Here is a 24,944-nt window from a genome sequence, read left to right on the forward strand (position 1 = left end):
TGGAATGACGAGTCCCAACCACAACATCCGCTGCGGAGTATGGATCCCGGCGTTCGCCGGGACGACACTGGAGTATGTGGCGCCGTTGGCTGCTCAGCTTGCCGGATCGAAAAGGTGCGCGCTTCGTTGACTGCGTAAAAATCAAAAAGGCGGCCACGAGGGCCGCCTTTTCAAATCGCGTATCGCTTGCGCGAACTACTCCGCCGCCAGCTTCACTTCCGGCGCGGCGGCGCGGACTTCGGCGTCGACCTGCGCTTCGAACTTGGCGAAGTTCTTCTGGAACATGCCGACCAGCGCACGCGCGGTCTTGTCGAACTCGACCTTGTCGGCCCAGGTCTTGATCGGATCGAGGATGTGCGGCTCGACGCCCGGCAGCGAGGTCGGCACCGCGAAGCCGAAATACTTGTCGGTGCGGAAGTCGGCGTTGCGGAGCGAGCCGTTCAGCGCCGCGGTGAGCAGCGCGCGGGTCACCTTGATCGGCATGCGGCGGCCGGTGCCGTACTTGCCGCCGGTCCAGCCGGTGTTGACCAGCCAGCAATCGACATTGTGCTTGGCGATCAGCTCGCGCAGCATGTTGCCGTAGACCGACGGATCGCGCGGCAGGAACGGCGAACCGAAGCAGGTGGAGAATTCCGGCTGCGGCTCGTTGCCGAGGCCGCGCTCGGTGCCGGCGACCTTCGCGGTGTAGCCGGACAGGAAGTGATACATCGCCTGCGCCGGCGTCAGCTTGGCGATCGGCGGCATCACGCCGAAGGCGTCGGCGGCGAGCATCACGACGTTCTTCGGATGCGGTGCGCAGCCGGTGCGCGAAGCGTTCGGGATGAAATCGAGCGGATAGGCCGAGCGGGTGTTCTCGGTCTTCGAGCCGTCGTCGAAATCGGGCACGCGATCATTGGCGCCGAGCACGACGTTTTCCAGCACCGCGCCGAAGCGCTTGCTGGCGGCGTAGATTTCCGGCTCGGCTTCGCCGGACAGCTTGATGCACTTGGCGTAGCAGCCGCCTTCGAAATTGAAGACGCCGTCCTCGCTCCAGCCATGCTCGTCATCGCCGATCAGCGTGCGCTTGGGATCGGCCGAGAGCGTGGTCTTGCCGGTGCCGGACAGGCCGAAGAAGATCGCGGTGTCGCCGTCGGAGCCGACATTGGCCGAGCAGTGCATCGGCATCACGCCCTTCTCGGGCAGGTAATAGTTCAGCGTGGTGAACACGCTCTTCTTCATCTCGCCGGCATATTGCGAGCCGCCGATCAGGACGATCTTGCGGGCGAAATCGATCGCGACGACGTTCTCCGACTTGCAGCCGTGACGCTTCGGATCGGCGCGGAAGCTCGGCAGGTCGATGATCGTCAGTTCGGGCACGAAGCTCGCGAGCTCCGACGCCTCGGGACGAATGAGCAGCGTGCGGATGAACAGCGAGTGCCAGGCAAGCTCGGTGAAGACGCGGGTCTTGATGCGATGCTTCGGATCGGCGCCGCCATAGAGATCCTGCGCGAACAGCGTCATGCCTTCGGCATGCTTGAGGAAGTCGGCATGGAGCATGGCGAACTGCTCCGAGGTGATCGACTGGTTGCCGGCCCACCACATGTTCTTGTCGGTGAGATCGTCGCGGACCGTGAACTTGTCCTTCGGACTGCGCCCGGTGAACACACCGGTGTCCGCGCAAAGCGCGCCATCGGCCGACAGCACCGCTTCGCCATTACGCAGCGAATGCTCGTAAAGCTGGGGTGCGCCATAATTCCAATGCACGCCCTTGAGATTTTTTAAGCCGAATTTGTCGGCGCCGAAGGCACCGTTATGTACGCCCGTCTCTTGCACGAAGAACCTCCTCGAACCCGCGTATCCTTGTTCGCGCGAATGTCGCCAATCGCGCCCCGCCGCGGTGACCGTGATCAGAATATAGCCTCTCGGCTTCGGTCCGGCGACCTAATAGTGGGGATCGCCAAGCTTGCCAAGCCAATCGAACGGCTTTTGGCTGATTCCAAGGCAGGCCCATCATCTGGCGCAAGTACCGCAGCGCGAAACCCTTTCGTCTTGCTTTCGTTTTCTCGTTGTTTTGCCGGCAGTCGGGCGACGTTTCATCGCCTTTCCCGCCGCGCACGGAGCTTTGCGATGCACAAAAAGTGCCAGCCGGCGGGCGGCGCGTTCGCCGATCGAGGCGGACGGCGCGGAGAATGCCGGGTATGCATTTCGCGCTGAGGATGTATCGTTGAGATGAGCCGCCGCGCGTTGACGCAGCGCTGCAGAGCCGAGCATGACCATCGTGTTGCACGCGGCACCACCTGATCGGCATTGAGCTGCAAGTGAGAAGCTGCTGATGAGCAGTTTCGACTGCGCTCAACACACCTTCGTCGAAGCCCGATTGATACAACGCTCAACTGCGGTGAACGTTCCGCAACGGCGGCGAGGCGATCGCTGACCCTGGCGATCGATGATAACGCAATCAGCGCGTCGCACGCGCGCGCGTCATCGGTCGACATCGCGATCCGGATGATTTTCCGATGCAGCAGCGCCAGATATTCTTGCACGCGGATCGAGCCAACAAGGCGATGACGAGACACGCCGGCGCGAAATGATCGCGCTGTCAAACCTTACGCAAGCAGGAAGCGACGCGCGGCTGAAGGACACTTCACCTCGGCGATCGCGCAATCGCGCCGCCGCAGCCATGCGACACCATGCCTCGCCACAGCCGCAGCGCCGCCGTGAGGACAGGTCTTTCTCCTATCCTTGCTATCCCTTGGCGCGCGCCTCGCCGGCGAGCCGCACCAGCATCTTGCGCAGCTCGGTGCCGGTGGTGACGCGCTCAGGGAAATCCAGCCGCAGCGTGTCGCGGCCGGCCTGCATGTCCATGCCATCCGGATCACAGCCGGTGCAGAGCCAGTCGGCACTTTCCGCGCCGAGCAGCCGCGTCGCGTAAAGGTTCATGGCCTCGCGGTGATCCTCGTTCATATGCGCCACCGCGCCGGGCTCGGCTTCGAGCAGCGCCTCGGCTCCGCCGAGATCGGTCAGGAATTGCGCGGGTTTGAGGTCCACGATGCGGCCGAACCCGGCGACCAGATGGGCACCGCTTGGCTTGATCCGGAAGAACGAGAAATCCTTAAATTCCACAAAGGCTTCCGCTGACGGATGGGCAGCGAGATAGCGCCTTCGGACGAGCTCCCGCCCGGCCTCCCCGACCTCTTCCGCCTTGCCCGCCAGCATGATCCGGGCGCCCTCCAGCGGATCACCCTCGGCGCGCTCGTCCAGCATCAGCGACACCCGGCTATCGGCCAGGACGTTCTTGGTATGCAGCGCCAGCCGGGAAATCAGCAGGATCGGCGAGCCGTCGGGATGGCTGGCCAGATTGACCAGCGAGCAATAGGGATCGCCGGTACCGGCCATCAACGTGGCGAGGGCGCCCTGGCGGCTGCGGCGGAGCAGCGAGCGGGCAAGGTGGGCAGGATCGAAGTCGGCGGTCGGTTGCATGGGCCTATCGGGTCATTTTATGGGCGAATCGGGTGGGTTCCCTATGAAAAAAGGGCCTTTTCTCATGGTCTAAGGGTGCTATATGGGGACCCATCGCGTGGGTCGCAGAAGCGGATTTTTGCGGAACTCGGTCACACTTCAGCCCAGCTTGCATTGCTCGTTGACCGCGTTCGAAGCCCAATTCTACGGCGCGTCGCCAGAGTGCCCGCCGTCTAAGCCACTCTCATTGTGAAAGCAGCACATGCCCACAATCGCCCTGGTCGACGACGACCGCAACATTCTCACTTCGGTTTCGATCGCGCTCGAAGCCGAAGGCTATCGCATCATGACCTACACGGACGGTGCGTCGGCGCTGGATGGGTTTCGCACGTCGCCGCCCGATCTTGCGATCCTCGATATCAAGATGCCGCGCATGGACGGCATGGAAACGCTGCGCCGGCTGCGCCAGAAGTCCGACCTGCCGGTGATCTTCCTCACCTCGAAGGATGAGGAGATCGACGAATTGTTCGGCCTGAAAATGGGCGCCGACGATTTCATCCGCAAGCCGTTCTCGCAGCGCCTGCTGGTCGAACGGGTCAAGGCCGTGCTCCGCCGCGGCCAGCCGAAGGATCCGACCGCCGCGCCGAAGGAGCCGGACGCCCGCGCGCTCGACCGCGGCCTGCTGCGGATGGATCCGGAGCGCCACACCTGCACCTGGAAGAACGAGCCGGTGACGCTCACCGTGACCGAATTCCTGATCCTGCAGGCGCTCGCCACCCGCCCCGGCGTCGTAAAGAGCCGCAACGCGCTGATGGACGCGGCCTATGACGACCAGGTCTATGTCGACGACCGCACCATCGACAGCCACATCAAGCGGCTGCGCAAGAAGTTCAAGGTGGTCGACGACGACTTCGAGATGATCGAGACGCTGTACGGCGTCGGCTATCGCTTCAAGGAAGCCTGATCTGCGCTTCCCGGGCGGCTTGTTAACTGACAGGCTCCGCACGGCTGGGGTAAGCTCGGGCGAACGATTGCTTCGCGGGACGACATCCATACCAACCGGCAGCTTTGCCAGTGCTTGATCGAACGCAGCTCGAGCAAGGCCTGAACACCGAGGACGCGTCACAGCTCCTCGATCAGGACGCCGTTGCCGAAGACGTGGCGCAGGACAAGGGCTGGCGCCGTCCGCTCGGCTGGCTGCGCCGCGCCGGTCAGTTCTTCTTCGCGCTGTCGTTCTCGAGCCTGACGCGCCGTATCGTCTCGCTCAACCTCGCCGGCCTCGTCGCGCTGGTCGCCAGCATCCTCTATCTCTCGCAATTCCGCGCTGGCCTGATCGAGGCGCGCACGCAGAGCCTCCAAGTCTATGCCGAGATCATCTCGGAGGCGATCGCGGCCTCGGCCACCGTCGAAGGCAACACCGTCACGATCGACCCCGATCGCCTGCTCGACCTCAAGCCCGGCGAAAGTTATGGCCAGCCGGATGAATCGGCGGATTTCCCGATCAATCCCGAGCGGGTCGCGCCGGTCCTGCGCCGCCTGATCGCGCCGACCAAGACGCGGGCCCGCATCTTCGACCGCGATGGCGGCCTGATCCTCGACAGCCGCAATCTGTTCGCGCGCGGCGACGTGCTGCGCATGGAGCTGCCGCCGCCGTCGGAGAAGCCGTCGCTCTATGAAAGGACCAAGGCCACCATCAAGACCTGGCTCAACCGCGGCGACCTGCCGATCTATCGCGAACTCGGTCCCGAAGGCGGCAAGGGTTATTCCGAAGTCGCGCAATCGCTCGAGGGCATGAAGGGCAGCGCCGTGCGCGTCACCGAGCGCGGCGCGATCATCGTGTCGGTCGCCGTCCCGGTGCAGCATTTCCGCGCCGTGCGCGGTGCATTGATGCTGACCACGCAGGGCGACGACATCGACCAGCTGGTGATGTCCGAGCGCCTCGCCATCCTCAAGATCGGCGGCGTCGCCTCCGCCGTCATGATCATGCTGTCGCTGCTATTGGCGAGCACGATCGCTGGCCCGGTGCGACGGCTCGCCGACGGCGCCGAGCGCGTCCGCCACCGCATCCAGACCCGCGTCGAGATTCCCGACTTCACCGGGCGCCGCGACGAGATCGGCCATCTCTCCGGCGCGCTGCGCGACATGACCAACGCGCTGTACAGCCGCATCGAGGCGATCGAGATGTTCGCCGCCGACGTCGCCCATGAGCTGAAGAATCCGCTGACCTCGCTGCGCTCCGCGGTCGAGACGCTGCCTTTGGCGCGCAACGACAACAGCCGCGCGCGGCTGCTCGCCGTGATCGAGCATGACGTCAGGCGGCTCGACCGCCTGATCTCCGACATCTCCGACGCCAGCCGGCTCGATGCCGAATTGCAGCGCCAGGACATGGCGCCGGTCGATCTGCGGCGGCTGCTGACGACGCTGACCGGCGTCGCCAACGAGACCAGGCTCGGCCACGACGTCGCCGTCGAAGCCCGCTTCGAGGGCCGCGGACCGACCGATACGCTCTCTGTGCCCGGCCATGATTCACGGCTCGGCCAGGTGATCTCGAACCTGCTGTCGAACGCGCAATCATTCTCCAAGCCGGGCGACAAGGTGCGCATCGTCTGCCGCCGCAACCGCGGCGAGGTCGAGATCGTGGTCGACGATGACGGGCCCGGCATCGGCGAGGACGCGCTGGAGCGGATCTTCGAGCGCTTCTACACCGACCGGCCGCACCAAGGGTTTGGCCAGAACTCCGGCCTCGGGCTTGCGATCTCCAAGCAGATCATTGAAGCCCATGGCGGACGCATCTGGGCCGAGAACCGCGCTGGCCCTGCGGACGCAGACGGCAAGCCCACCATCGCCGGCGCACGCTTCGTGGTCAGGCTGCCGACACTATGAGCGACAATTCAAGCGTGCACGCATCCGCCGTTCTGGTCGGCGAGCGTGCGGTGCTGATCCGCGGCCCGTCGGGCGCCGGCAAGTCGCGTCTGGCCTTTGACCTGATTCTCGCCGGGCGCACCGGAGCGCTTCCGCCGGCCATTTTGGTGGGGGATGACCGTGTCCGTCTCGACACAGCCGGCGAACAATTGTGGGTTCGTCCGGTCCAGCAATTGGCTGGTCTGATCGAGATCCGAGGCCTCGGAATCCGCCATTGTCCGTTCGCAGACGAAGCCGTGGTGGGGCTGATCGTCGACCTCGCCGCTGACGACGCCGAGCGACTGCCGCCGCCGGAGGCGCTCACGATTCGCCTTAATGGTGTTTTGTTACCGCGAATTCCCGTCGGCGTTGGCTTCCAACCCCTGCCGCTGGTTGTCGCCGCGCTGACGACAACCTGAAAGTTCATGTTCCCGTAATCTTGCGGCCAATTGTGGGAAGGGAATTGGTAACCATATCACATCCACTATCGCGTCGGATTTTGCCGGCGCAGCCTCCCCTCTCTACCGCCAGGAACCGGGAGACTAGCCAAGATGCCCTCTTGCGTAGGGCCTCTGGATGGTCAAAGTGGCGCGTTCGTGCGGTGCACCAAAGGGCGCCCGCGAGGAGTTTCCAATGATTGGTCTAGTGCTGGTGACCCATGGGCGCCTTGCCGACGAGTTCAGAGCGGCGCTCGAACACGTCATGGGTCCGCAGAAACAAATTGAAGCGATCACGATCGGGGCCGAGGACGATTCCGATCTCTGTCGAAGCGACATCATCGAGGCGGTGAACCGCGTCGATAGCGGCGACGGCGTTGCGATCCTCACCGACATGTTCGGCGGCACGCCGTCAAACCTTGCGATCTCCTGCATGAGCCGCCCGAAGGTGGAAGTGCTCGCAGGCATCAACCTTCCCATGCTGGTCAAGCTTGCCAAGGTTCGCGAGGAGCGTTCGCTGCCCGACGCGATCGCGATGGCCCAGGAAGCCGGCCGCAAATACGTCACCATCGCCAGCCGCGTTCTCGCAGGCAAATGAGCGACGAGGCCCCGGGCGGAAATCAGGTCGGCCCGGGCGTGCCAGCGGGCGCCATTTCCCGTGAGCTCCTGATCGTCAACAAGCGCGGCCTGCATGCGCGGGCATCGGCCAAGTTCGTCCAGCTGGTCGAGCGATTCAACGCCGAGATCTGGGTCACCCGCGGCACCGAGACCGTCGGCGGCACCTCGATCATGGGCTTGATGATGCTCGCTGCCGGACCCGGCACCACGGTCGTGGTCTCGGCAAAGGGCGAGGAAGCGCAGCAGGCGCTCGACGCCATCGCCGAGCTCGTCGCCAGCAAGTTCAACGAGGAAGGCACGTAAGGCAGTCACCTCTCACCTCGCCCCGCTTGCGGGGAGAGGTCGGATCGCATCGAACGATGCGATCCGGGTGAGGGGTACAGGTCTATCGATAGATCGCCATCGCGGCGAGAGCCCCTCACCCCAACCCTCTAAGAGCGAGCTTCGCTCGTCTCGACCCCGCAAGCGCGGGGCGAGGGAGCGACAGCTACTTCGCCGGCGGCACCAGATAGACCTTCCAGACCGTCGACGGACCGGGATGGCCGTTGAAGAAGCGCATGGTGGTCATCACCAGCGGCTCGGCGTCCTTGGCGTGCTCCGCCATCCACGCCTCGCAGGGCTTCAGGAACACCGGATCGGTGGTGTCGCAGACGCCGATGAAGCCGAGACGCTTGGCTTCGTCGAGCGACGTCAGCCCCGACGACCAGGCTTCGCCCGGCACCAGCGATGCCGGATGATCCGGACTGTAGAACGTCATCGGCTCGCCGATATCGGACCGCGCGACGACCACGGCCCAGCGCGAATGGAATCTGTCCTGCCAGGTCTGGGTGAGTTCGCGCGCGAGCTCGGAGCGCGCGGCGTAGGTCGAGCCGCCGACATGGTTGGACGCGATCTCCTGCGTGGCGATGCTGGGCGCGGCGATCAGCGTGGCGATCGTGGCCACGAACCAGATCGCGGTGATCGAGAACAGCGCCATGCGCGGGAAGCGAAGCGAGGGAATCGCGACCAGCGCAAGCGGCACCAGGAAGAACAGCGGGATGCCCCAATCGGTCTTGATATAGACGGTGAACGCCAGCGCGCCGAGCGGCGGCCCGATCGCGACGATCAGCTGGATGATCCAGACGTTGAGCGCCTGCGGAAGGTTGACGGCGGGATTGGGTCCGCGCGACCAGACCCGCGCCAGCACGTCCGACGGCCGCCACGGCACCGAGCCCAGCAGCAGCGCCACCAGGCCCAGCACGACGGGAATCGCGAGCAGCCCGACATTGTGCACGACATAGCCGATCACGAGCTGCACATTGAGTGCGCGGCTCGACAGCGCGTAGACGTCACCGGCATAGGTGAACGGCACGAAGTCCACCTCCTCCAGCCACACCAGGTGCGGGATCATCGCCACCGCCATCGTGCCGATCGCAACCCATGGCGCCGGCGAGCGCAGGAATTGCGTCCGTTGCGGATGGATCAGCGCGGCCAGCCCGACGGCGCCGATCATCGTCACCACCCAGTACTTGGTCATCAGCGCCAGCATGCCGGCAAAGCCGAGCCAGAGACCCGACTTGAAGCTGCGCTTCTCGAATGCGTTCAGATAGGCCAGCACCAGCAGCGGCAACGGCACCAGTTGCGCGAGATCGGCGTTGTATTTGAAGCCCTTGAAATTGAAGATCGGGTAGAGCGCGAGCATCACCACCATGAAGAACGCGCGGCGGCGATCGACGACACGCAGCGCGATCAGCCAGCACACCACCAGCGCGAAGCTGACCGTCGTCATCGCAAGCGCATAGGTCGACCAGTTGGTGACCGGAAAAATCCTGAACCAGACCCCGGCGATCCAGCCCGACAGCGGCGGGTGCTTGCCATAGCCGAGCAGGAAGCGCTGGCCCCAGGCATAGGCTTCCGCAACATCCATATGGATGTCCTGTGCGGCCTTGAGCTTGACCAGGATCAGCGTCCACAGCACCGCATGAACCAGCGCGAAGCCGATCACGAACCACAGGCTGGTCCTGGGATCGGTGGCGCGCGAGGCGATCCAGGCGGCAATCCGCCGGATCGTCAGCTTGCGTTTGGTGCGCCGGGCGGCGGGGAGCGTGGAGGCGGTCGACATGGCCTGTGCCTGAGGCATGCCCCGGAAAAGTGGAAAGCGGTTTCCCGGAAGGATCATGCCCGAATGAAAGCGGAAGCGCGATGAGTGCTCATCCGCATTTCAGCGCGCTTTAGCGCGTTTTTGTGGCCAGTGAAATCAGCTTGGCGTGAGAACGCCTCCAGCCAGCGGATTCACTTTCGGGGAAGTCCGGCCGGTGCTCGAAATGCATGGTATCGTAGTGACACCATTTGCCGCCCAGATGAAGCCGTGACGCTCGAAGATGTCGACGATCTCGCGCGGCATCCAGTTGTTGCAGGGGATGGTCTTGCCTTTGCCGGCCCACAGCCGGTCATCCCGAACTTTCAGGTTGAGGTCGATGGCGGCGGCGTAGCCGTGCATGCTCATCCGCCCGGTGTCGGCGACGCGAAAGACGATTTTCGGGCCGCCGAACCTGGCAGGAACATGCCCGGGAATCGGTCACGGCAACCCAGCCGGAAACGGCGCCGTGATTCGTCGTCACACCGCTGCAAAATACCGCAATTTGGTTGCCCGCGCGGGGGTGCGGATGCTATCCCGCGCCCATGACAACTGCCCCGATTTCGAACATCCGCAACTTCTCCATCGTCGCCCATATCGACCATGGCAAATCGACCCTTGCCGACCGCCTGATCCAGATGACGGGCGGCCTGTCGGATCGTGAAATGGCGGGCAAGGAGCAGGTGCTCGATTCGATGGATATCGAGCGCGAGCGCGGCATCACCATCAAGGCGCAGACCGTCCGGCTGAACTACCGCGCCAAGGACGGCAAGGATTACATCTTCAACCTGATGGACACGCCCGGCCATGTCGACTTCGCCTACGAGGTCTCGCGGTCGCTGGCGGCCTGCGAGGGTTCCCTGCTCGTGGTTGACGCCAGCCAGGGCGTCGAGGCGCAGACGCTCGCCAATGTCTATCAGGCGCTCGACAACAATCACGAGATCGTGCCGGTCCTGAACAAGGTCGACCTGCCCGCGGCCGAGCCCGAGAAGGTCAAGCAGCAGATCGAGGACGTGATCGGCATCGATGCGTCCGACGCCGTGATGATCTCGGCCAAGACCGGCGTCGGCGTGCCTGACGTGCTGGAAGCGATCGTCACCCGCCTGCCGCCGCCGAAGGGCGACCGCGACGCGACCCTGAAGGCGTTGCTGGTCGACAGCTGGTACGACGTCTATCTCGGCGTGGTCGTCTTGATCCGCGTCGTCGACGGCGTGATGAAGAAGGGGAGCCGCATCCGCATGATGGGCACCGGCGCGGCCTACGATATCGAACGCGTCGGCTTCTTCACGCCGAAGATGGAGCAGGTCGAGGAGCTCGGCCCCGGCGAGATCGGCTTCATCACCGCGGCGATCAAGGAAGTTGCCGACACCCGCGTCGGCGACACCATCACCGATGACAAGAAGCCGATCAGCGAGATGCTGCCGGGCTTCAAGCCGGCGATTCCGGTCGTGTTCTGCGGCTTGTTTCCGGTCGACGCCAACGACTTCGAAACGCTCCGCGCGGCGATGGGCAAGCTGCGGCTCAACGACGCAAGCTTTTCCTACGAGATGGAAACTTCCGCCGCGCTCGGCTTCGGCTTCCGCTGCGGTTTCCTCGGCCTGCTGCATCTGGAAATCATCCAGGAGCGGCTGTCGCGCGAATTCGACCTCAATCTGATCGCGACCGCGCCGAGCGTGATCTACAAGATGAAGCTGACCGACGGCACCGAGCTCGAGATCCACAACCCGGTCGACATGCCCGACGTGGTCAAGATCGCCGAGATCGAGGAGCCGTGGATCGAGGCGACGATCCTCACGCCCGACGAATATCTCGGCAGCGTCTTGAAGCTGTGCCAGGACCGCCGCGGCTCGCAGAAGGAGCTCACTTATGTCGGCTCCCGCGCGATGGTGAAATACGACCTGCCGCTCAATGAAGTGGTGTTCGACTTCTACGATCGCCTGAAGTCGGTCTCCAAGGGCTACGCCTCGTTCGACTATCATCTGACCGACTACAAGCCGGCCGATCTGGTCAAGATGCAGATCCTGGTCAACGCCGAGCCGGTCGACGCGCTGTCGATGCTGGTGCATCGCACCCGCGCCGAGGGCCGCGGCCGCGCCATGGTCGAGAAGATGAAGGAGCTGATTCCACCGCACATGTTCCAGATCCCGATCCAGGCGGCGATCGGCGGCAAGGTGATCGCGCGCGAAACCGTCCGCGCGCTGCGCAAGGACGTCACCGCGAAGTGCTACGGCGGCGACATCACGCGCAAGCGCAAGCTTCTGGAGAAGCAGAAGGAAGGCAAGAAGAAGATGCGGCAGTTCGGCAAGGTCGACATCCCGCAGGAAGCCTTCATCGCCGCGCTCAAGGTGGACAGCTGAGGCGGCGCTACCGGCGCGACTGTTGCCCATTCTTGTCCCAGCAACAAAACGCACCATGATTTGAATCGCCACTGCATCGCGCTCCGACTAGACTGCGATCATGTTGCGCATCCTGTTCCTCCTTATCGTCATCCTCGCACTGCTGCAGCCGGACCTGAGCTCCGCCGCCTCCTCGAAGAAGCGGCACGGCACCCGCTGGCACGGCTATGGCTTCCTGCCCGGCTACCGGCAGCCGCCGAACCAAACCACTCCGGTGTTCGGCCCGCGCGGCGCCGCCCGCGGCTACCCGGACTATTCGCCGCAATATTGGTATGGCGGGGATTGGTACTATTTCGGCCGCCCCGGATTCTACCGCGGCCGCTACAATGGCGGCAGTTTTGGCCCGTGCTGGACCTGGACGCCGATCGGGCGCGCCTGGCAGTGCGGCTAGAGCGTTTTCGAGCGAAGTGGCTCCCGGTTCGCGTGAAGAAAACGCGTCAAAGCAAGAATCTAGAGCCCCGTTCCGATTCTATCGGAACGGAAAAGGCTCTAGCCGCACCTCGGCTGCGACATCTTGCGCATGCAACGCACAATCCGCTGATCCCGGAATGAGAGGCATGTTGCCCGTCATGTTGCCCCTGGACCTCAGATAGGCCAGCATCCTCCCTGCGCGCACCACAACAAACAACAACGCCGGGGAAACGCATGAGCAAGGCCGCTCGGTTGGACTATGGCTGGGTCGTCGTCGGCGCGGGCGCGCTGATGACCTGCGTCGGCTTCGGCACCATGCTGTCGCTCGCGGTGTTCCTGCAGCCGATCTCGGATGCGATGGGCTGGTCGCGCGCCGGCGTCTCGGCGGCGGCGACGCTGGATTTCCTCTGCATGGGTTTTGCGGCGTTCGCCTGGGGCGCGCTGTCCGACCGCTTCGGCACCCGCATCGTGGTGCTGGCGGGCAGCCTGTTGCTCGGGCTTGGCCTCGTGACGGCAAGCCAGGCGCAGAGCCTGTGGCAATTCCAGCTCTGCTTCGGCGTGCTGATCGGGATCGCGGCCGGCAGCTTCTATGCGCCGATGATGGCGCTCGCCAGCGCCTGGATCGACAAGCATCGCAGCCTCGCGGTCGCGCTGGTGTCGGCCGGCATGGGCGTATCGCCGCTGACCGTCGCGCCGTCCGCGAGCTGGCTGATCACGGCCTATGACTGGCGCTTTGCGATGTTCGTGATCGGCATCGCCGCATGGGCGTTGCTGATCCCCGCATCGTTCCTGGTGCGCCCGGCGCCGCAGGGAACGGACGTCGCAATCCCGACCGCCGCGAACGTGCCGCAAACTGAATGGACCGCGGCGCAGGCGCTGCGCACGCCGCAATTCATCACGCTGGCACTGGCGCATTTCGCCTGCTGCGCGGCGCATTCGGGACCGATCTTCCACATGGTGTCCTACGCCATGGTGTGCGGCATCGCGCCGCTCACCGCGGTCACAGTCTACAGCCTCGCCGGCTTCTCCGGGCTCGGCGGCCGGCTGCTGCTCGGCGTGCTCGCCGACCGGCTCGGCGCCAAGCCGGTCCTGGTCGGCGGCCTCCTGGTGCAGGCGCTGTCGATCGCGACCTATCTCGCGGTGGCGCAGCTCGGCGAGTTCTACGCGCTGTCTGTCGTGTTCGGGCTGGCCTATGGCGGAGTGATGCCGCTCTACGCCGTGCTGGTGCGCGAGTTCTTCGGCGCGCGCATCATGGGCACGGTGTTCGGCGCGGTGTCGGCCTTCGCGAGCCTCGGCATGGCGCTCGGGCCGTGGGCCGGCGGTTACGTGTTCGACACGTTCCACGGCTATACGTGGCTGCACGCCGGTTCCTTTGCGATCGGCCTCGCCGCGGTCGCCGTGGCGCTGAGTTTCTCGACCAAGCGCCAGCCGTCGCTCGATCTCGGCCGCGCCGCCGCCTGAGCGCGGCTGCATTCGTCACACTCGCGCGCACCGGCACAGCGGATGGATAGCTGATCTGCATCGGCGCCGTCCCGCCTTGCCTTCCCTTGCCCTCTCCTGCCGGATGAGCCACCATCGCCCGGCCTGCCCAACAAGAATGACAGAAGGCGCCGAGGACACGCATGAACAAGCCGCAGGGATTCGACCTTGTCGAGCGGGCGCGCGCGCTGGCGCCGCTGATCACGAGTGAAGCCGACGAGATCGAACGGACACGGCGACTGACGCCATCCGTCACCGCGGCACTGGTCGAGAACGGGCTGTATCGCGCGCTGCTGCCGAAGCGTTTTGGCGGCGCCGAGGCGACACTGGACGCCTTCATGCAGATGCAGGAGGAGATCGCCAAGGCCGATGCATCGACCGCCTGGTGCCTCGGCCAGTGCAGCGTCTGCGCCATGACCGCGGCCTATCTCGAACCCGACGCAGCTAACGAGATCTTCAACACCACGCCCGGCATCCTCGCCTGGGGCGCTATCGCCCATGAGGTGCGCGCCGAGCCCGGCGGCTATCGCGCCAGCGCGCGCTGGGATTTTGCCTCGGGCTCGCGGCAGGCGAGCTGGCTCGGCGCCCATGTCCGCGTCGTCGAGGCCGACGGCTCGCCGCGCAGGAAGCCTGACGGTTCGCCGGAGGTCCGCACCATCCTGTTTCCGATGTCGCAGGCCGTGATGTACGACGTCTGGGACGTGATCGGTCTGAAAGGCACCGGCACCGATTCCTATTCGGTCGACAACCTCTTCATCCCGGAAAAATTCGCCGCGCTGCGCGACGATCCCGCCGCGTGCCGCGAGGGCGGCCCGCTCTACAAGCTCTCCACCAACATGGTGTTCAGCATGGGCTTTGCCGCCACCTCGCTCGGCGTCGCCCGCGCCATGCTGGACGCGGCGACCGAGCTTGCCCGCGGCAAGACCCCGCAAGGCCTCAAGGCGATGCGCGACAACAATGCCGTGCAGGGCCAGATCGGGCGCACCGAGGCCAGCCTGCGCGCCGCGCGCGCCTATCTGTACGCGACGGCCCACGAGGTCTGGAACGATCTCGTCCGCGGCGACCCGATCACCGAGGCGCATCGCGTCGCGATCCGCATCGCCTCGACCTGGACCATCCACCAGTCGGCCGCAGTGGTCGACATCGCCTATCACATGTCGGGGGCAACGGCGGTGTTCGCCAAGAATCCGTTCGAGCGACGGTTTCGCGACATGCACGCAATCGCGCAGCAAATCCAGGCCCGCGACACCCAGTACGAGGACGCCGGCAAGGCGATTTTGGCAGGCAATCTCGGCGCTCCGCCGACCGCGCGCTAAAGCATGATCCGGAAAAGTGCGAAGCGGTTTTCCGAAAAGATCATACTTGAACAGGAACTGAAGCGCGATCAAGTCAGATTGCATCAGGGCGTTGACTCATAAGTCCGCTGTGTCGGCTCTGCTCCCTAAAACACGACATCGCCGGGTAATCATGGCATGTCGGTTTTGGGCCCAACAGTGGGCATGACGACTGGCGGCCCTCGCAATCTGAATTCTGTCCCCGACTGTGCAAAATGGATTCTGTCGACTGCCCGGATTTTTCAGCGGTGCGGTAACGCATTGAGCTCGCAGAGGGCAGCCGTCGCGCTTGGTACAGCCAAAATTCGCAATCTTGGTGCTGTTTTATGAGCAGGCGCAGCGCATCTATTCGTTCGTACTAAGCAACCGAACTGCCTTGGCAGTTCTTGGTTAGTCGGCGCGTCCGCGCGCTCTGCAGCAGTTCCACCAAGAGACAAGGAGTATTCCCATGAAGGCCATCGTTGTAACGGACCAAGCCGCGGGAACGGCCGGGATGAAGCTGGTGGACCGGCCCGAGCCGCAGGCAGCGATAAACGACGTCGTCGTTCAGGTTTATGCGTCGAGATTTGTCCCGACTGAGCTGGCGTGGCCCTCGACCTGGACCGATCGCCTCGATCGTGACCGAACACCGTCGATCCCGGGGCACGAGCTGGCCGGAGTGGTCACCGCTCTCGGATATGGCACTACAGGGCTATCGGTGGGACAGCGGGTGTTCGGTCTAGCGGACTGGTATCGCGACGGCACGCTGGCCGAGTATGTGGCGATCGAGGCGCGCAACCTCGCGCCGCTACCGGGCGACGTCGACTTCACAATGGGCGCAAGCCTTCCGGTCTCGGGCCTGACGGCATGGCAAGGACTATTTCAGCACGGCCGCCTCCAGGCGGGGCAGAGTGTCCTCGCACACGGCGCGGCCGGCGCGGTCGGGTCGATGGTGACGCAACTCGCGCGAGAGGCCGGCGCGTATGTGATCGGCTCCGGGCGGTCCGCCGACCGTCAGACTGTGCTCGACTTCGGCGCGCAGGAGTTCGTCGATCTCGACAACGACGCCCTTGAGGACGTCGGCAAAGTCGATCTGGTGTTCGACGTCATTGGCGGTGAAATCCAGAAGCGGTCGGCAAAACTGATTCGAGGCGGAGGAATACTCGTGACGATCGTTGGGCCGGCCGAGGCGCGACCCTCCGACGGCCTGGCGGTCGACTTCGTCGTCGAGTCCGATCGTTCCCAACTGAGTGAGATCGTCCAGCGGGTGCGGGACGGACGCCTGCGGACGAACATCGGCAACGTCACGACTCTCGACGAGGCCGTCGCTGCCTTAAATCCGACCGGTCGACGCAAAGGGAGTACGATCATCCGCGTTCGCCCCTGAGTGACACATGCCTGTTGATGCGCGCAGCCGGCCGGCCCTGTCAGGCCGGACGTTGAACAGTACGAAAGTAGCACCGGCGGCCATGGTCGCGGCACGAATACCGGCGGCGCAACATCCGGTTGTTAAGCTTTTTCTGCGACTTTGCGGACGGCGCTAATGCCTGGAGTTTCGCTGGTCCCATGTTCACGCTTCGATCGATTGCCGCCCGCCTGATTCTGGCGATTTCGCTGACTGTCGCGGTCGCCTGCGCCATCCTCGGCGGCTTCTCCATCAGCCAGCAGCGGGCGCTGACGCGGCTCGCGCTCGATCAGCAGCTCAAGCTGCAATATGACAGCGTGATTGCGGCGATCGACTACGAGGGGCGCGCCGCGCTTGCGGTCTCGGCTGTCATCGCCGCCCTGCCGCCGGTCGAAGATGCTATCGCCAAGGGCGACCGCGACGGCCTCGGAAGGCTGCTCGGCGCCTCCTGGGCAGCGATGAAGGCGCAGGGCATCCCGCTGATCTCGTTCTGGCAGCCCCCGGCAACTGGCTTCTACCGGGTCCACGCGCCGAAGGTATTCGGCGACGACGCCTCGACGCGGCGCACCACGGTGGTGGAATCGAACAGGACCGGCAAGCCGATCGTCGGCGTCGAGCCCGGCCGCGAAGCGCTTTCGATCTTCGGCATGACCCCGATCATGCACGAGGGCAAGACGCTGGCCAATGTCGACGTCGGCGCCGCCTTCGGCAAGGAATTCGTCGACCGCGCCAAGAAGCGCTTCGGCATCGACCTCGCGGTGCACTCCTTCGACGGCCAGAGCTTCAAGCGGCTGTCCTCGACCTTCGGCGACACCGTGGTCGCGACCCAGGACGAGCTCAAGCGTGTGATGAACGGTGCGGCGCTGCTGCGCGACGCCGTTCTCGACGGCCATGCGGTGGAGCTCTATCTCGGCCAGATCAAGAACTACGCCGGCGAACCGGTCGCCGTGCTCGAGATCGTCAAGGACACCAGCGACTATGAAGCCGCCGCGGCAAGCGCGCAGCGCAATCTGATCCTCGGCGTGGTCGCGATCATGGCCGCCGCCGTGCTGCTCGCGTTCCTGCTCGGCCGTGGCCTGTCGCGGCCGCTCACCGCGATCACCGCGGTCATGAACCGCCTGTCCAGCGGCGACACCAGCGTCACCATACCCGGCAGCGAGCGCCGCGACGAGCTCGGCACGATGGCGAAGGCGGTCGACGTGTTCCGCCGCAGCATGGTCGAAACCTCCTCGCTGCGCGAGGCGCAGGAGGCCGACAAGGTGAAGGCGGAGGCCGACAAGCAGGCCTTGCAGCGGCAGATGGCCGATCGTTTCGAAGCCGACGTCAAGGGCATGGTCGCCGCCGTCGCGCGGTCCTCGGGCGACATGCAGCGCGTCGCGGGCGAGATCACCGCCAGCGTCAACGGCGCCTCCGAACGGACCTCGGCGGCAGCCGCCGCGTCCGAGGAAGCCTCGGCCAGCGTCAACGCGGTCGCCGCCGCAACCGAGGAGCTGGCGTCCTCGATCACCGAGATCGGCCGCCAGGTCACCCATTCCAGCCGCGTCGCCGACAGCGCCGTGACCAAGGCCATGGAGACCACCGAGATGGTGACGAGCCTCGCCGCATCGGCAGAGAAGATCGGCGACGTGCTGCGCCTGATCAGCGCGATCGCGAGCCAGACCAATCTGCTGGCCCTCAATGCCACCATCGAGGCGGCGCGCGCCGGCGAGGCCGGCCGCGGCTTTGCCGTGGTCGCCGCCGAGGTGAAGGACCTCGCGAGCCAGACCGCGAAGGCGACCGAGGAGATCGCCGGCCAGGTCGGCGCGATCCAGTCCGCCACCGGCAACTGCGTCAGCGCGATCGGCGACATCAGCGGCACCATCCGCGAGATCTCGGGTATCGCCACCGCGATCGCGGCCGCCGTCGAGCAGCAGGACTCGGCGACGCGGGAGATCGCCCGCAGCGTGCAGCAGGCGTCCACCGGGACCGTCGAGGTCTCCGCCAATATCGCGGGCGCGAGCGAGGCCGCCAGCCAATCCCGCGCCCTCACCGGCAATGTGCTGGATACGTCCGGCCAGCTCGGCGATCATGCCGCCGCGCTGTCGCACAGCGTCGACACCTTCCTCGCCGGACTGCGCAACGCCGCCTGAGCGGCGGCGCCGGGCTTCAAGTCATGGCCAGGGCAGCACGGGCGGCGGAGCGGACCGGTCGGACTTGTCGTCCGGCCGAGCGTCGACCCGCCCCCAATCGCGCATGAACGGCATCTTCAGCAGGCCGCGCAGCGACTGCTTCTCGGGATCATCGAAGCCGTCGAGGCCATAGCGCAGCTCCGCGAAGCGTGGACCACGATTATAGGTGCCGCCGAGCCGGTCCCGAATCGAGAGCAGGTTCGAATAATTGCTGTCGGTCTCCGGCTGATGACGCGAATGATGCATCTTGTGCATGTTCGGCGTCACGAAGACGAGCCGCAGCCAGCGGTCGAGCCGCTCGGGCAGGCGGATATTGGCGTGCTCGAATTGGGCGTTCAGCGCCGACAGCGTCAGATAGGTAACCAGCACCCAGGCCGGCGTTCCGAACACGAAGACGCCGGCGATGTGCCAGCCGATCCGCCACAGTGTCTCGCCGGGATGCTCGCGGAACGCCGTGGTGACGTCGACGAAGCGATCGGCATGGTGCATGCGATGGAAGCGCCACATCCAGCCGAGCTTGTGCATGGAGACGTGGGCGAAATAGGCAAACAGGTCGAGCCCGATGATGCCGAGCAGGAGCTGGTTCAGGGGTGACAGGCCGAGCCAGTGCGACAGGCCGAATTTCGCATCAAGCGTCCATTGCGCGGCCAGCGGCGACAGCGGGCTGAGCAGCAGGTTCACGCCGACGAAGATCACGGTGATGGCGGCGTTGCGGCCGATATTGCGCAGCCGGTCGCTGCGGCCATAGCTGAACAGCGGAAACGCGGCCTCGAACAGCAGCACGATCGCGAACGACGCGAGCAGGAACGCGATGCGCGCGCCGGTCGACGGCAGCTCGACATGAGCCATCTCAGCCGCGCCCGGATGCCACAGAAGCTTTGCAAAGCCGATCATGCCGTCAGCCTCCCCTCTTTACAAAACGAATATTCGTTCTTTATAATGGCAACGAATGATCGTCAAGCCCGCCGCATCGGCCGGCCGCGACCTGACAAGGACCCGACTATGCCGAAGGTGAAACCCGAGACGCTCGCGATCCGCCGCGAGGAGATTCTGCAGGCCGCGGAGATCTGCTTTGCCCGCCAGGGATTTCACCAGACTACGATCCAGGACGTGATCAAGCAGTCCGGGCTCAGCGCCGGCTGCATCTACGGGCATTTCACGGGCAAGGAGGAGCTGATCCAGGCGATCGGCGAAAGCCGCCATGGCCGCGACAGCGCGCTGCTGGCGCTCAAGGATCCATCGGACGATGTGTTGCAGAGCCTGCGGTCGATCGCCCGCGGCTTTCTCGGCGACCTGCAGAAGGAAGAAGGCCTGCGCGCCCGCCGCGTCGCGTTGCAGCTCTGGGCCGAGGCGCTGCGCGACGACGTGGTCCGCGACCAGGTGACGAGCGGAATCCGCCAGCCGATCGCCCTGATCGTGGACTTGCTGCGGCGCGGCCAGAAGAGCGGCGCGATCGACCACGGCGTGCAGCCGCGCGGCGCGGCGCGGGCGATGGTGGCGATGTTCCAGGGCATCGTGCTGCAACGGCTGTGGGGCGAAACCGTCTCGACCGCGGAGGCGATGCACGCCTTCGACATCTTCCTTGCCGGCCTTGCCGCCAAGCGCTGACGGGGGATGCGGTGATCGTCCCCGACCTCCTCGCCGGCATCGGCACGGGCCTCGCCGGCGGTCTGACCGCCGGGCTGCTCGGCGTCAGCCCCGGCGGCGGACTGGTCGTGTTCTCGGTGCTGCTGCTCGGCGCCGGGCAGCATGTCGCGCAAGGCATCTCGCTGGTCGCACAAGTGCCGCCGACCAGCCTCACCGGGATCCGGCGCTATTGGCAAAGCGGCAACCGCACCCCATTGCGCTGGATCGCGCTGCTGACATTCGGCTTCGTCGCCGGCGGCGCGGCCGGCGCGCTCGCCGCCAACCATGTCGCCGAGCCCGCGCTGCGCTGGACCTACGTGGCGTATCTCGTCGTGCTCGACGCGATGCTGATCCTGCGCGGCGGACGCGACCAGGTGAAGCACGACGACAAGGGCACCGCGCGCGAAATATCCTGGCCGGCGCTGCTCATTGTCGGGCTGCTCGCGGGCCTGTCGTCGGGCTTTCTCGGCATCGGCGGCGGACTGGCGACCGTAGTGGGCTTAAGCGCCGTGCTCGGCATATCGCAGCATCAGGCGCAGATGGCCAGCCTCGTGATGTCGCTGATCCCGACCACGATCCCCTCGGCCTGGATCTATTGGAGCGAGGGCTCGCTGGCGTCCTGGCCGGTGCTGGCGGGCGTGATCGTCGGCCTGCTGGCCGGCACCGATCTCGGCGCCCGCGCCGCCAACCGCATCGACCGCGCGCGGTTACGCAGGGCGATGATCGTCTTCGTCTCGCTGATGGCGGTCTATATGACCTTCAAGGCGCTGTGGTAGATAGATATAGGTACGTCCTCCTCACGGAGCCCATTATGCGCAAGCCGGCAGCATCGACCAGCAAGGCGGCGCGACGGCCGCACGCCAAACCGGCAGCTGCGCTGTTCGACACGTACCCTGCCCCGGTCAGAGCCAAGCTGCTGGCGCTGCGGCGGCTGATCTTCGAGACCGCGAAGGCAACCAAAGGCGTCGGCGCGCTGGAAGAGACATTGAAGTGGGGCCAGCCGAGCTACCTCACGCCGGAGACCGGCAGCGGCAGCACGGTCCGGATCGATCAGGTCAAACCGGCCGCCGACCAGGTCGCGGTCTACTTTCACTGCCAGACCAATCTGGTCGAGACCTTTCGCGAGCTCTATCCCGAGCTCAGCTACAGCGGCAACCGCGCCATCCTGCTCGATGTCGCGGGCAAGCTGCCGGAGCCCGCGCTGCGCCACTGCGTGGCGCTGGCGCTGACTTATCATCTCAACAAGAAAGAATCGTAGGGCGTGAAGGCGACGGCGGTGCGCTCCCTCTCCCCGTTCTTACGGGGAGAGGGTTGGGTGAGGGGCCGTCTCCGCACATTCGGTAATAGCTGCGTTCGCGGAGAATCCCCCTCACCCGGAACGCATCTAACGATGCGTTCCGACCTCTCCCCGCACGCGGGGCGAGGTAAGGGGAGCCCGACGCTCGATCGAGGTAACATCTCTGCCTCTAGGCTCCACTACGCCACCAGCGCCGTCGCGACGCGCTGCGCCTTGAGCAGGCTGATGACCTCGGGGTTCGGCCGGGCGCGGCTGAACAAGAAGCCCTGGCCCTCGTGGCAGCCTTCGGCGCGCAGCCGGCTCAACTCCGCCTCGGTCTCGACGCCCTCGGCGGTGATGGTGACGCCGAGCCCGATGCCGAGGCTGACGATCGAGCGCACGATCGCCTGCGCGTCCGGGTTCGCACCGAGGTCGCGCACGAACGACTGGTCGATCTTGATCTTGTCGAACGGGAAGCTGCGCAGATAGCTGAGGCTGGAATAGCCGGTGCCGAAATCGTCCATCGACATCCGAACCCCGAGCGCGCGGAGCGCATGCAGCGTCGCCAGCACCTGGCTGCTCTTCTCAAGCAACAGCGTCTCGGTGATCTCGAGCTCGAGCCGCCGCGCCGGCAGGCCGGATTGCCGCAGCGCGTCGGTGACCAGCGCCAGCAGATTGCCGGTACGGAATTGCAGCGGCGACAAATTGACCGCGACGCGCACGTCATCCGGCCATTGCGCCGCGTCCATGCAGGCGCGATGCAGCATCAGCGCGCCCAGCGGATTGATCAGCCCGGTCTCCTCGGCCACCGGGATGAACTCGCCAGGCGAGATCATGCCGCGCTCCGGATGCGGCCAGCGCACCAGCGCCTCGAAGCCGGTGATGCGCCCGGTCGCAAGATCGACCAGCGGCTGGTAATAGGGCCGCAGGCCTTCGTTCTGGATCGCATCGCGTAGGTCGATCTCGATCTTGCGGCGGCTCTGGGCACGCGCGTCCATCTCCGCCTCGAAGAAGGAGAAGGTGCCGCGGAATTCGCTCTTGGCGCGCGACAAGGCCATGTCGGCGCTCTTCAGGAGCTTTTCGGAATCCTCGCCGTCGCCGGGCGACATCGCGATCCCGATGCTGGCGCCGATCACCACCGAGTGCCCCTCGAGCAGATAGGGCTCGCCGATCGCGTCCAAAATCCGCCGCGCCAGCAACACCGCGTCCTCGGGCCGCATCACGCCGCCCTGCACGATGGTGAACTCATCGGAGTTGAGACGGGCCAGCGCATCTTCCTCGCGCAGCGTCGAACGCAGGCGCTTGGCGACCGCGCGCAGCAGCTTGTCGCCGATGCCGTGGCCGAGCGTTTCGTTGACCGCCTTGAAATTGTCGAGACCCAGCATCAGCACCGCGACCTTGTCGGTGGAGCGGCGGGTGTGCTGCAGCATCTCGTCCATCTGCTGGCGCAGCAGATTGCGGTTGGGCAGGCCGGTCAGGCTGTCGTGCTGGGCCATGAAGGCGAGCCGCGCCTCGGCGCGCTTGCGTTCCGTGATGTCCATCAGCGCGAGCAGCATCGCCGGCTGGTCGCCATGCATCAGCTGGCGCGAATAGATCGCAAGGTCGATCAGCGTACCGTCGGCGCGTACATGCTTCCAGGTCCGCGCCGCCTGCTCGTCGCTGCTGCGGCCTGCCGCCCAAGGCAGCTCGGCATCGAACGCCTGCAGGCTCCTGATCGTCATCCGCTCGAATTCGGCGCGGACGTAGCCGTAATGCGCGATCGCGGCGTCGTTGACGGCGAGAATCCGCTCGCCGTCGAGCGCGCACAGGATCATCGGCACCGGATTGCCGTCGAACAGCAGGCGGAACGACGCCTCGCGCTGCTTCAGTTCGGTGATGTCGACGCGCAGGCCGACGATGCCGCCATCTGCGGTCAGCCGCTCCTCGATCAACACCACGCGGCCGTCGGCCAGCACCTGCTCGTGCCGCTCGCCGGGCTGGTACATCTTCCTGAGCCGTTCGGCGATCCACTCTTCCTCGCGGCCGGCAGCCTCGGGATAGTCGCCGCGCGCGACGCCGATGCGGATGGTGTCTTCGAGGCGCGCGCCGTGCTCGAACAGGTCGGAGCTGCGCTTGTAGATTTCCGAGTATTTCTTGTTCCAGAGTGTGTAGCGGCCTTCCGGATCCAGGAACACGATGCCCTGCGGCAGGATGTCGATCGCCTCACGCAGCCGCGCGTTGGATTTGCGCGCCTCGGCGATCGCGGCTTCGGCCTGCGCGCGCTGGCGCACCAGTTCGCCGATCTCGACCGCGGGGCGGCGCGATCTGCCCGACACTTTCGGCATCGGTGTGGGACGACGGCCCCGAGGACGGGACAGTTTGGCCTGGTTCGGTTTCTTGGTCTTTTTCTTCGGCCGCATCATCGGTATCGCACGCCCCACGCGCATTCCAGTTCGGCGATATATCTGCGATAAGTCTCTGAAAAATTGGTATCTCTTGGCGAGTAGCTGCGGTGCCTGAGAAACCCTTGCATGCCTGCTTTGCAGGCGAATTCACGCCGGGCGCGAGTTTGCTCCCGGCGCGCCGGCGGCGCACGGCACAGATTCGCAGCGTGGAAGTGCCGGCGCTTGGTGAAGGAAGCGTAAACCGGCGCGCGATTGCACAATGAATGCGCCGAAGACGCTTCAAGCGCATCAATGTTCGTCAGCGTGCGGCAGGGTTATCGCGCGGTTAATCCGCGGTGCGCCTCAGCCTTCGGATTTTGCCGGATCATACCTTAGTTGGTGATTTCGATGCGCGTGCCGCCTCGGCCGTTGCGCTCGACCAGCCCATAGAGCATTGCGGCGTGCGAGGGATGCAGGCGCACGCAGCCATGCGAGGCCGGCCCGCCAAGGCGCGTGAGTTCGTATGTTCCATGGATGGCAAAGCCGCGGTGGAAGAAGATCGAGTGCGGCATCGGCGAGTTATAGTACTTCTTCGAGTACCAGCGGCGCGCCAGCATCTGCGGACGGAACACCCCACTCGGCGTGCCATAGCCGCGGCGGCCGGTCGACACCGGCCAGTTGTACCGTCTCGCGCCATCGACGCTGACCGCCATGCGCTGCGATGATTTATCGATGTGAACGACGACGTCGGCCCGCGCCGGCGAGAGCGCCAAAATCGGCGCGGCAATCGCGGCGGCAAACGCCAGCCGTACGCACGATACGCTCGTCACAATAACGCCTACCCTGAAATTATTGCGGACATGATGTCGCCCACAACGTGCGCTTGTAAAGTGGCGTGGCTCACATCGGAGCCTGGAAGCCGCAGGTAATCTTAATCCACCCTGTGGGCGATCAAGCGAATGGGATGAAAGCGCGGTCCGCCTGCTCCGAATCCATG

The 24,944-nt window shown here is 65.3% G+C and carries 21 protein-coding genes; 14 read left to right on the top strand and 7 right to left on the bottom strand.

Annotated elements, in window-relative coordinates; genetic code table 11:
* Positions 1-195: 195 nt before the first annotated feature.
* Together ACVMIH_RS24300 and ACVMIH_RS24305 are read right to left on the bottom strand one after the other, a co-directional pair.
* Complete coding sequence (locus ACVMIH_RS24300) at positions 196-1,812, bottom strand: phosphoenolpyruvate carboxykinase (protein WP_057019501.1); 1,617 nt, start codon at positions 1,810-1,812, stop codon at positions 196-198.
* 912 nt (positions 1,813-2,724) lie between these two features.
* Complete coding sequence (locus tag ACVMIH_RS24305) at positions 2,725-3,459, bottom strand: HugZ family pyridoxamine 5'-phosphate oxidase (RefSeq protein WP_076831125.1); 735 nt, start codon at positions 3,457-3,459, stop codon at positions 2,725-2,727.
* 241 nt (positions 3,460-3,700) lie between these two features.
* On the opposite strand from ACVMIH_RS24305, the gene ACVMIH_RS24310 reads away from it, so the two are divergent.
* From ACVMIH_RS24310 to ACVMIH_RS24330, 5 genes are all read left to right on the top strand, one after another.
* Positions 3,701-4,402, top strand: a complete 702-nt coding sequence (locus ACVMIH_RS24310; RefSeq protein WP_016843287.1) for a response regulator transcription factor — start codon at positions 3,701-3,703, stop codon at positions 4,400-4,402.
* A 110-nt stretch (positions 4,403-4,512) separates the two neighbouring features.
* Positions 4,513-6,321, top strand: a complete 1,809-nt coding sequence (locus tag ACVMIH_RS24315; protein ID WP_057019534.1) for a sensor histidine kinase — start codon at positions 4,513-4,515, stop codon at positions 6,319-6,321.
* On the top strand, positions 6,318-6,758 hold the full coding sequence (locus ACVMIH_RS24320) for an HPr kinase/phosphorylase (protein WP_057019503.1): 441 nt from the start codon (positions 6,318-6,320) through the stop codon (positions 6,756-6,758). Before ACVMIH_RS24315 ends, ACVMIH_RS24320 begins: the two co-directional genes overlap by 4 nt.
* A gap of 214 nt (positions 6,759-6,972) precedes the next feature.
* Positions 6,973-7,374, top strand: coding sequence for a PTS sugar transporter subunit IIA (locus ACVMIH_RS24325; protein WP_021076632.1), 402 nt, complete (start codon positions 6,973-6,975; stop codon positions 7,372-7,374).
* Positions 7,371-7,697 carry an HPr family phosphocarrier protein gene (locus tag ACVMIH_RS24330; protein ID WP_157343710.1) on the top strand — a complete coding sequence of 109 codons (327 nt, stop codon included), beginning with the start codon at positions 7,371-7,373 and terminating at the stop codon, positions 7,695-7,697. Before ACVMIH_RS24325 ends, ACVMIH_RS24330 begins: the two co-directional genes overlap by 4 nt.
* A 184-nt stretch (positions 7,698-7,881) precedes the next feature.
* Here the strand turns inward: ACVMIH_RS24330 and ACVMIH_RS24335 are convergent, their stop codons facing one another.
* Complete coding sequence (locus ACVMIH_RS24335) at positions 7,882-9,495, bottom strand: glycosyltransferase family 39 protein (RefSeq protein ID WP_057019504.1); 1,614 nt, start codon at positions 9,493-9,495, stop codon at positions 7,882-7,884.
* A 135-nt stretch (positions 9,496-9,630) separates the two neighbouring features.
* Positions 9,631-9,873 carry a M15 family metallopeptidase gene (locus ACVMIH_RS24340; RefSeq protein ID WP_456863589.1) on the bottom strand — a complete coding sequence of 81 codons (243 nt, stop codon included), beginning with the start codon at positions 9,871-9,873 and terminating at the stop codon, positions 9,631-9,633.
* A gap of 182 nt (positions 9,874-10,055) precedes the next feature.
* Between ACVMIH_RS24340 and lepA the strand changes: the two genes are divergently transcribed.
* The 6 genes from lepA (at position 10,056) to ACVMIH_RS24370 (ending at position 18,643) form a co-directional block, all read left to right on the top strand.
* Complete coding sequence (gene lepA, locus ACVMIH_RS24345) at positions 10,056-11,867, top strand: translation elongation factor 4 (protein ID WP_057019506.1); 1,812 nt, start codon at positions 10,056-10,058, stop codon at positions 11,865-11,867.
* Between the two features lie 100 nt (positions 11,868-11,967).
* Positions 11,968-12,297: a hypothetical protein gene (locus ACVMIH_RS24350; protein WP_456863592.1), complete on the top strand. Its 330-nt coding sequence runs from the start codon at positions 11,968-11,970 to the stop codon at positions 12,295-12,297.
* Between the two features lie 254 nt (positions 12,298-12,551).
* Positions 12,552-13,778 (top strand): MFS transporter, encoded by a 1,227-nt coding sequence (locus tag ACVMIH_RS24355; protein WP_076831136.1) that lies wholly within the window; start codon positions 12,552-12,554, stop codon positions 13,776-13,778.
* Between the two features lie 161 nt (positions 13,779-13,939).
* Positions 13,940-15,112 carry an acyl-CoA dehydrogenase family protein gene (locus tag ACVMIH_RS24360; RefSeq protein ID WP_456863595.1) on the top strand — a complete coding sequence of 391 codons (1,173 nt, stop codon included), beginning with the start codon at positions 13,940-13,942 and terminating at the stop codon, positions 15,110-15,112.
* Positions 15,113-15,578: 466 nt separating this feature from the next.
* Entirely contained in the window at positions 15,579-16,496 is a 918-nt protein-coding gene (locus ACVMIH_RS24365; protein WP_168858349.1) for an NADP-dependent oxidoreductase, read from the top strand.
* A gap of 179 nt (positions 16,497-16,675) precedes the next feature.
* Positions 16,676-18,643, top strand: a complete 1,968-nt coding sequence (locus ACVMIH_RS24370; protein ID WP_456863599.1) for a methyl-accepting chemotaxis protein — start codon at positions 16,676-16,678, stop codon at positions 18,641-18,643.
* 21 nt (positions 18,644-18,664) lie between these two features.
* On the opposite strand, the gene ACVMIH_RS24375 is transcribed toward ACVMIH_RS24370, so the two are convergent.
* Complete coding sequence (locus ACVMIH_RS24375; protein WP_456863602.1) at positions 18,665-19,576, bottom strand: sterol desaturase family protein; 912 nt, start codon at positions 19,574-19,576, stop codon at positions 18,665-18,667.
* 108 nt (positions 19,577-19,684) lie between these two features.
* Between ACVMIH_RS24375 and ACVMIH_RS24380 the strand changes: the two genes are divergently transcribed.
* The 3 genes from ACVMIH_RS24380 to ACVMIH_RS24390 are packed head-to-tail and all read left to right on the top strand — an operon-like array spanning position 19,685 to position 21,566.
* Positions 19,685-20,290: a TetR/AcrR family transcriptional regulator gene (locus ACVMIH_RS24380; protein ID WP_456863605.1), complete on the top strand. Its 606-nt coding sequence runs from the start codon at positions 19,685-19,687 to the stop codon at positions 20,288-20,290.
* An 11-nt stretch (positions 20,291-20,301) separates the two neighbouring features.
* Positions 20,302-21,084, top strand: coding sequence for a sulfite exporter TauE/SafE family protein (locus ACVMIH_RS24385; RefSeq protein WP_456863608.1), 783 nt, complete (start codon positions 20,302-20,304; stop codon positions 21,082-21,084).
* Positions 21,085-21,119: 35 nt separating this feature from the next.
* Complete coding sequence (locus ACVMIH_RS24390; protein WP_057019512.1) at positions 21,120-21,566, top strand: DUF1801 domain-containing protein; 447 nt, start codon at positions 21,120-21,122, stop codon at positions 21,564-21,566.
* Positions 21,567-21,784: 218 nt separating this feature from the next.
* On the opposite strand, the gene ACVMIH_RS24395 is transcribed toward ACVMIH_RS24390, so the two are convergent.
* Both ACVMIH_RS24395 and ACVMIH_RS24400 read right to left on the bottom strand, forming a co-directional pair.
* Positions 21,785-23,986: a putative bifunctional diguanylate cyclase/phosphodiesterase gene (locus ACVMIH_RS24395; protein WP_156436469.1), complete on the bottom strand. Its 2,202-nt coding sequence runs from the start codon at positions 23,984-23,986 to the stop codon at positions 21,785-21,787.
* Positions 23,987-24,339: 353 nt separating this feature from the next.
* Entirely contained in the window at positions 24,340-24,777 is a 438-nt protein-coding gene (locus ACVMIH_RS24400; protein ID WP_225163662.1) for a L,D-transpeptidase, read from the bottom strand.
* Positions 24,778-24,944 lie beyond the last annotated feature (167 nt).

This window comes from Bradyrhizobium sp. USDA 4503, from assembly GCF_054055815.1.

Bases quoted from the DNA above. Each gene is read 5' to 3' on its own strand.
- ACVMIH_RS24380 (WP_456863605.1), top strand. From the start codon at position 19,685: ATGCCGAAGGTGAAACCCGAGACGCTCGCGATCCGCCGCGAGGAGATT.
- ACVMIH_RS24310 (WP_016843287.1), top strand. From the start codon at position 3,701: ATGCCCACAATCGCCCTGGTCGACGACGACCGCAACATTCTCACTTCG.
- ACVMIH_RS24320 (WP_057019503.1), top strand. From the start codon at position 6,318: ATGAGCGACAATTCAAGCGTGCACGCATCCGCCGTTCTGGTCGGCGAG.
- ACVMIH_RS24360 (WP_456863595.1), top strand. From the start codon at position 13,940: ATGAACAAGCCGCAGGGATTCGACCTTGTCGAGCGGGCGCGCGCGCTG.
- ACVMIH_RS24335 (WP_057019504.1), bottom strand. From the start codon at position 9,495: ATGTCGACCGCCTCCACGCTCCCCGCCGCCCGGCGCACCAAACGCAAG.
- ACVMIH_RS24390 (WP_057019512.1), top strand. From the start codon at position 21,120: ATGCGCAAGCCGGCAGCATCGACCAGCAAGGCGGCGCGACGGCCGCAC.
- ACVMIH_RS24305 (WP_076831125.1), bottom strand. From the start codon at position 3,459: ATGCAACCGACCGCCGACTTCGATCCTGCCCACCTTGCCCGCTCGCTG.
- ACVMIH_RS24355 (WP_076831136.1), top strand. From the start codon at position 12,552: ATGAGCAAGGCCGCTCGGTTGGACTATGGCTGGGTCGTCGTCGGCGCG.
- ACVMIH_RS24330 (WP_157343710.1), top strand. From the start codon at position 7,371: ATGAGCGACGAGGCCCCGGGCGGAAATCAGGTCGGCCCGGGCGTGCCA.
- lepA (WP_057019506.1), top strand. From the start codon at position 10,056: ATGACAACTGCCCCGATTTCGAACATCCGCAACTTCTCCATCGTCGCC.
- ACVMIH_RS24350 (WP_456863592.1), top strand. From the start codon at position 11,968: ATGTTGCGCATCCTGTTCCTCCTTATCGTCATCCTCGCACTGCTGCAG.
- ACVMIH_RS24340 (WP_456863589.1), bottom strand. From the start codon at position 9,873: ATGCACGGCTACGCCGCCGCCATCGACCTCAACCTGAAAGTTCGGGAT.
- ACVMIH_RS24370 (WP_456863599.1), top strand. From the start codon at position 16,676: ATGTTCACGCTTCGATCGATTGCCGCCCGCCTGATTCTGGCGATTTCG.
- ACVMIH_RS24375 (WP_456863602.1), bottom strand. From the start codon at position 19,576: ATGATCGGCTTTGCAAAGCTTCTGTGGCATCCGGGCGCGGCTGAGATG.
- ACVMIH_RS24365 (WP_168858349.1), top strand. From the start codon at position 15,579: ATGAAGGCCATCGTTGTAACGGACCAAGCCGCGGGAACGGCCGGGATG.
- ACVMIH_RS24325 (WP_021076632.1), top strand. From the start codon at position 6,973: ATGATTGGTCTAGTGCTGGTGACCCATGGGCGCCTTGCCGACGAGTTC.
- ACVMIH_RS24395 (WP_156436469.1), bottom strand. From the start codon at position 23,986: ATGATGCGGCCGAAGAAAAAGACCAAGAAACCGAACCAGGCCAAACTG.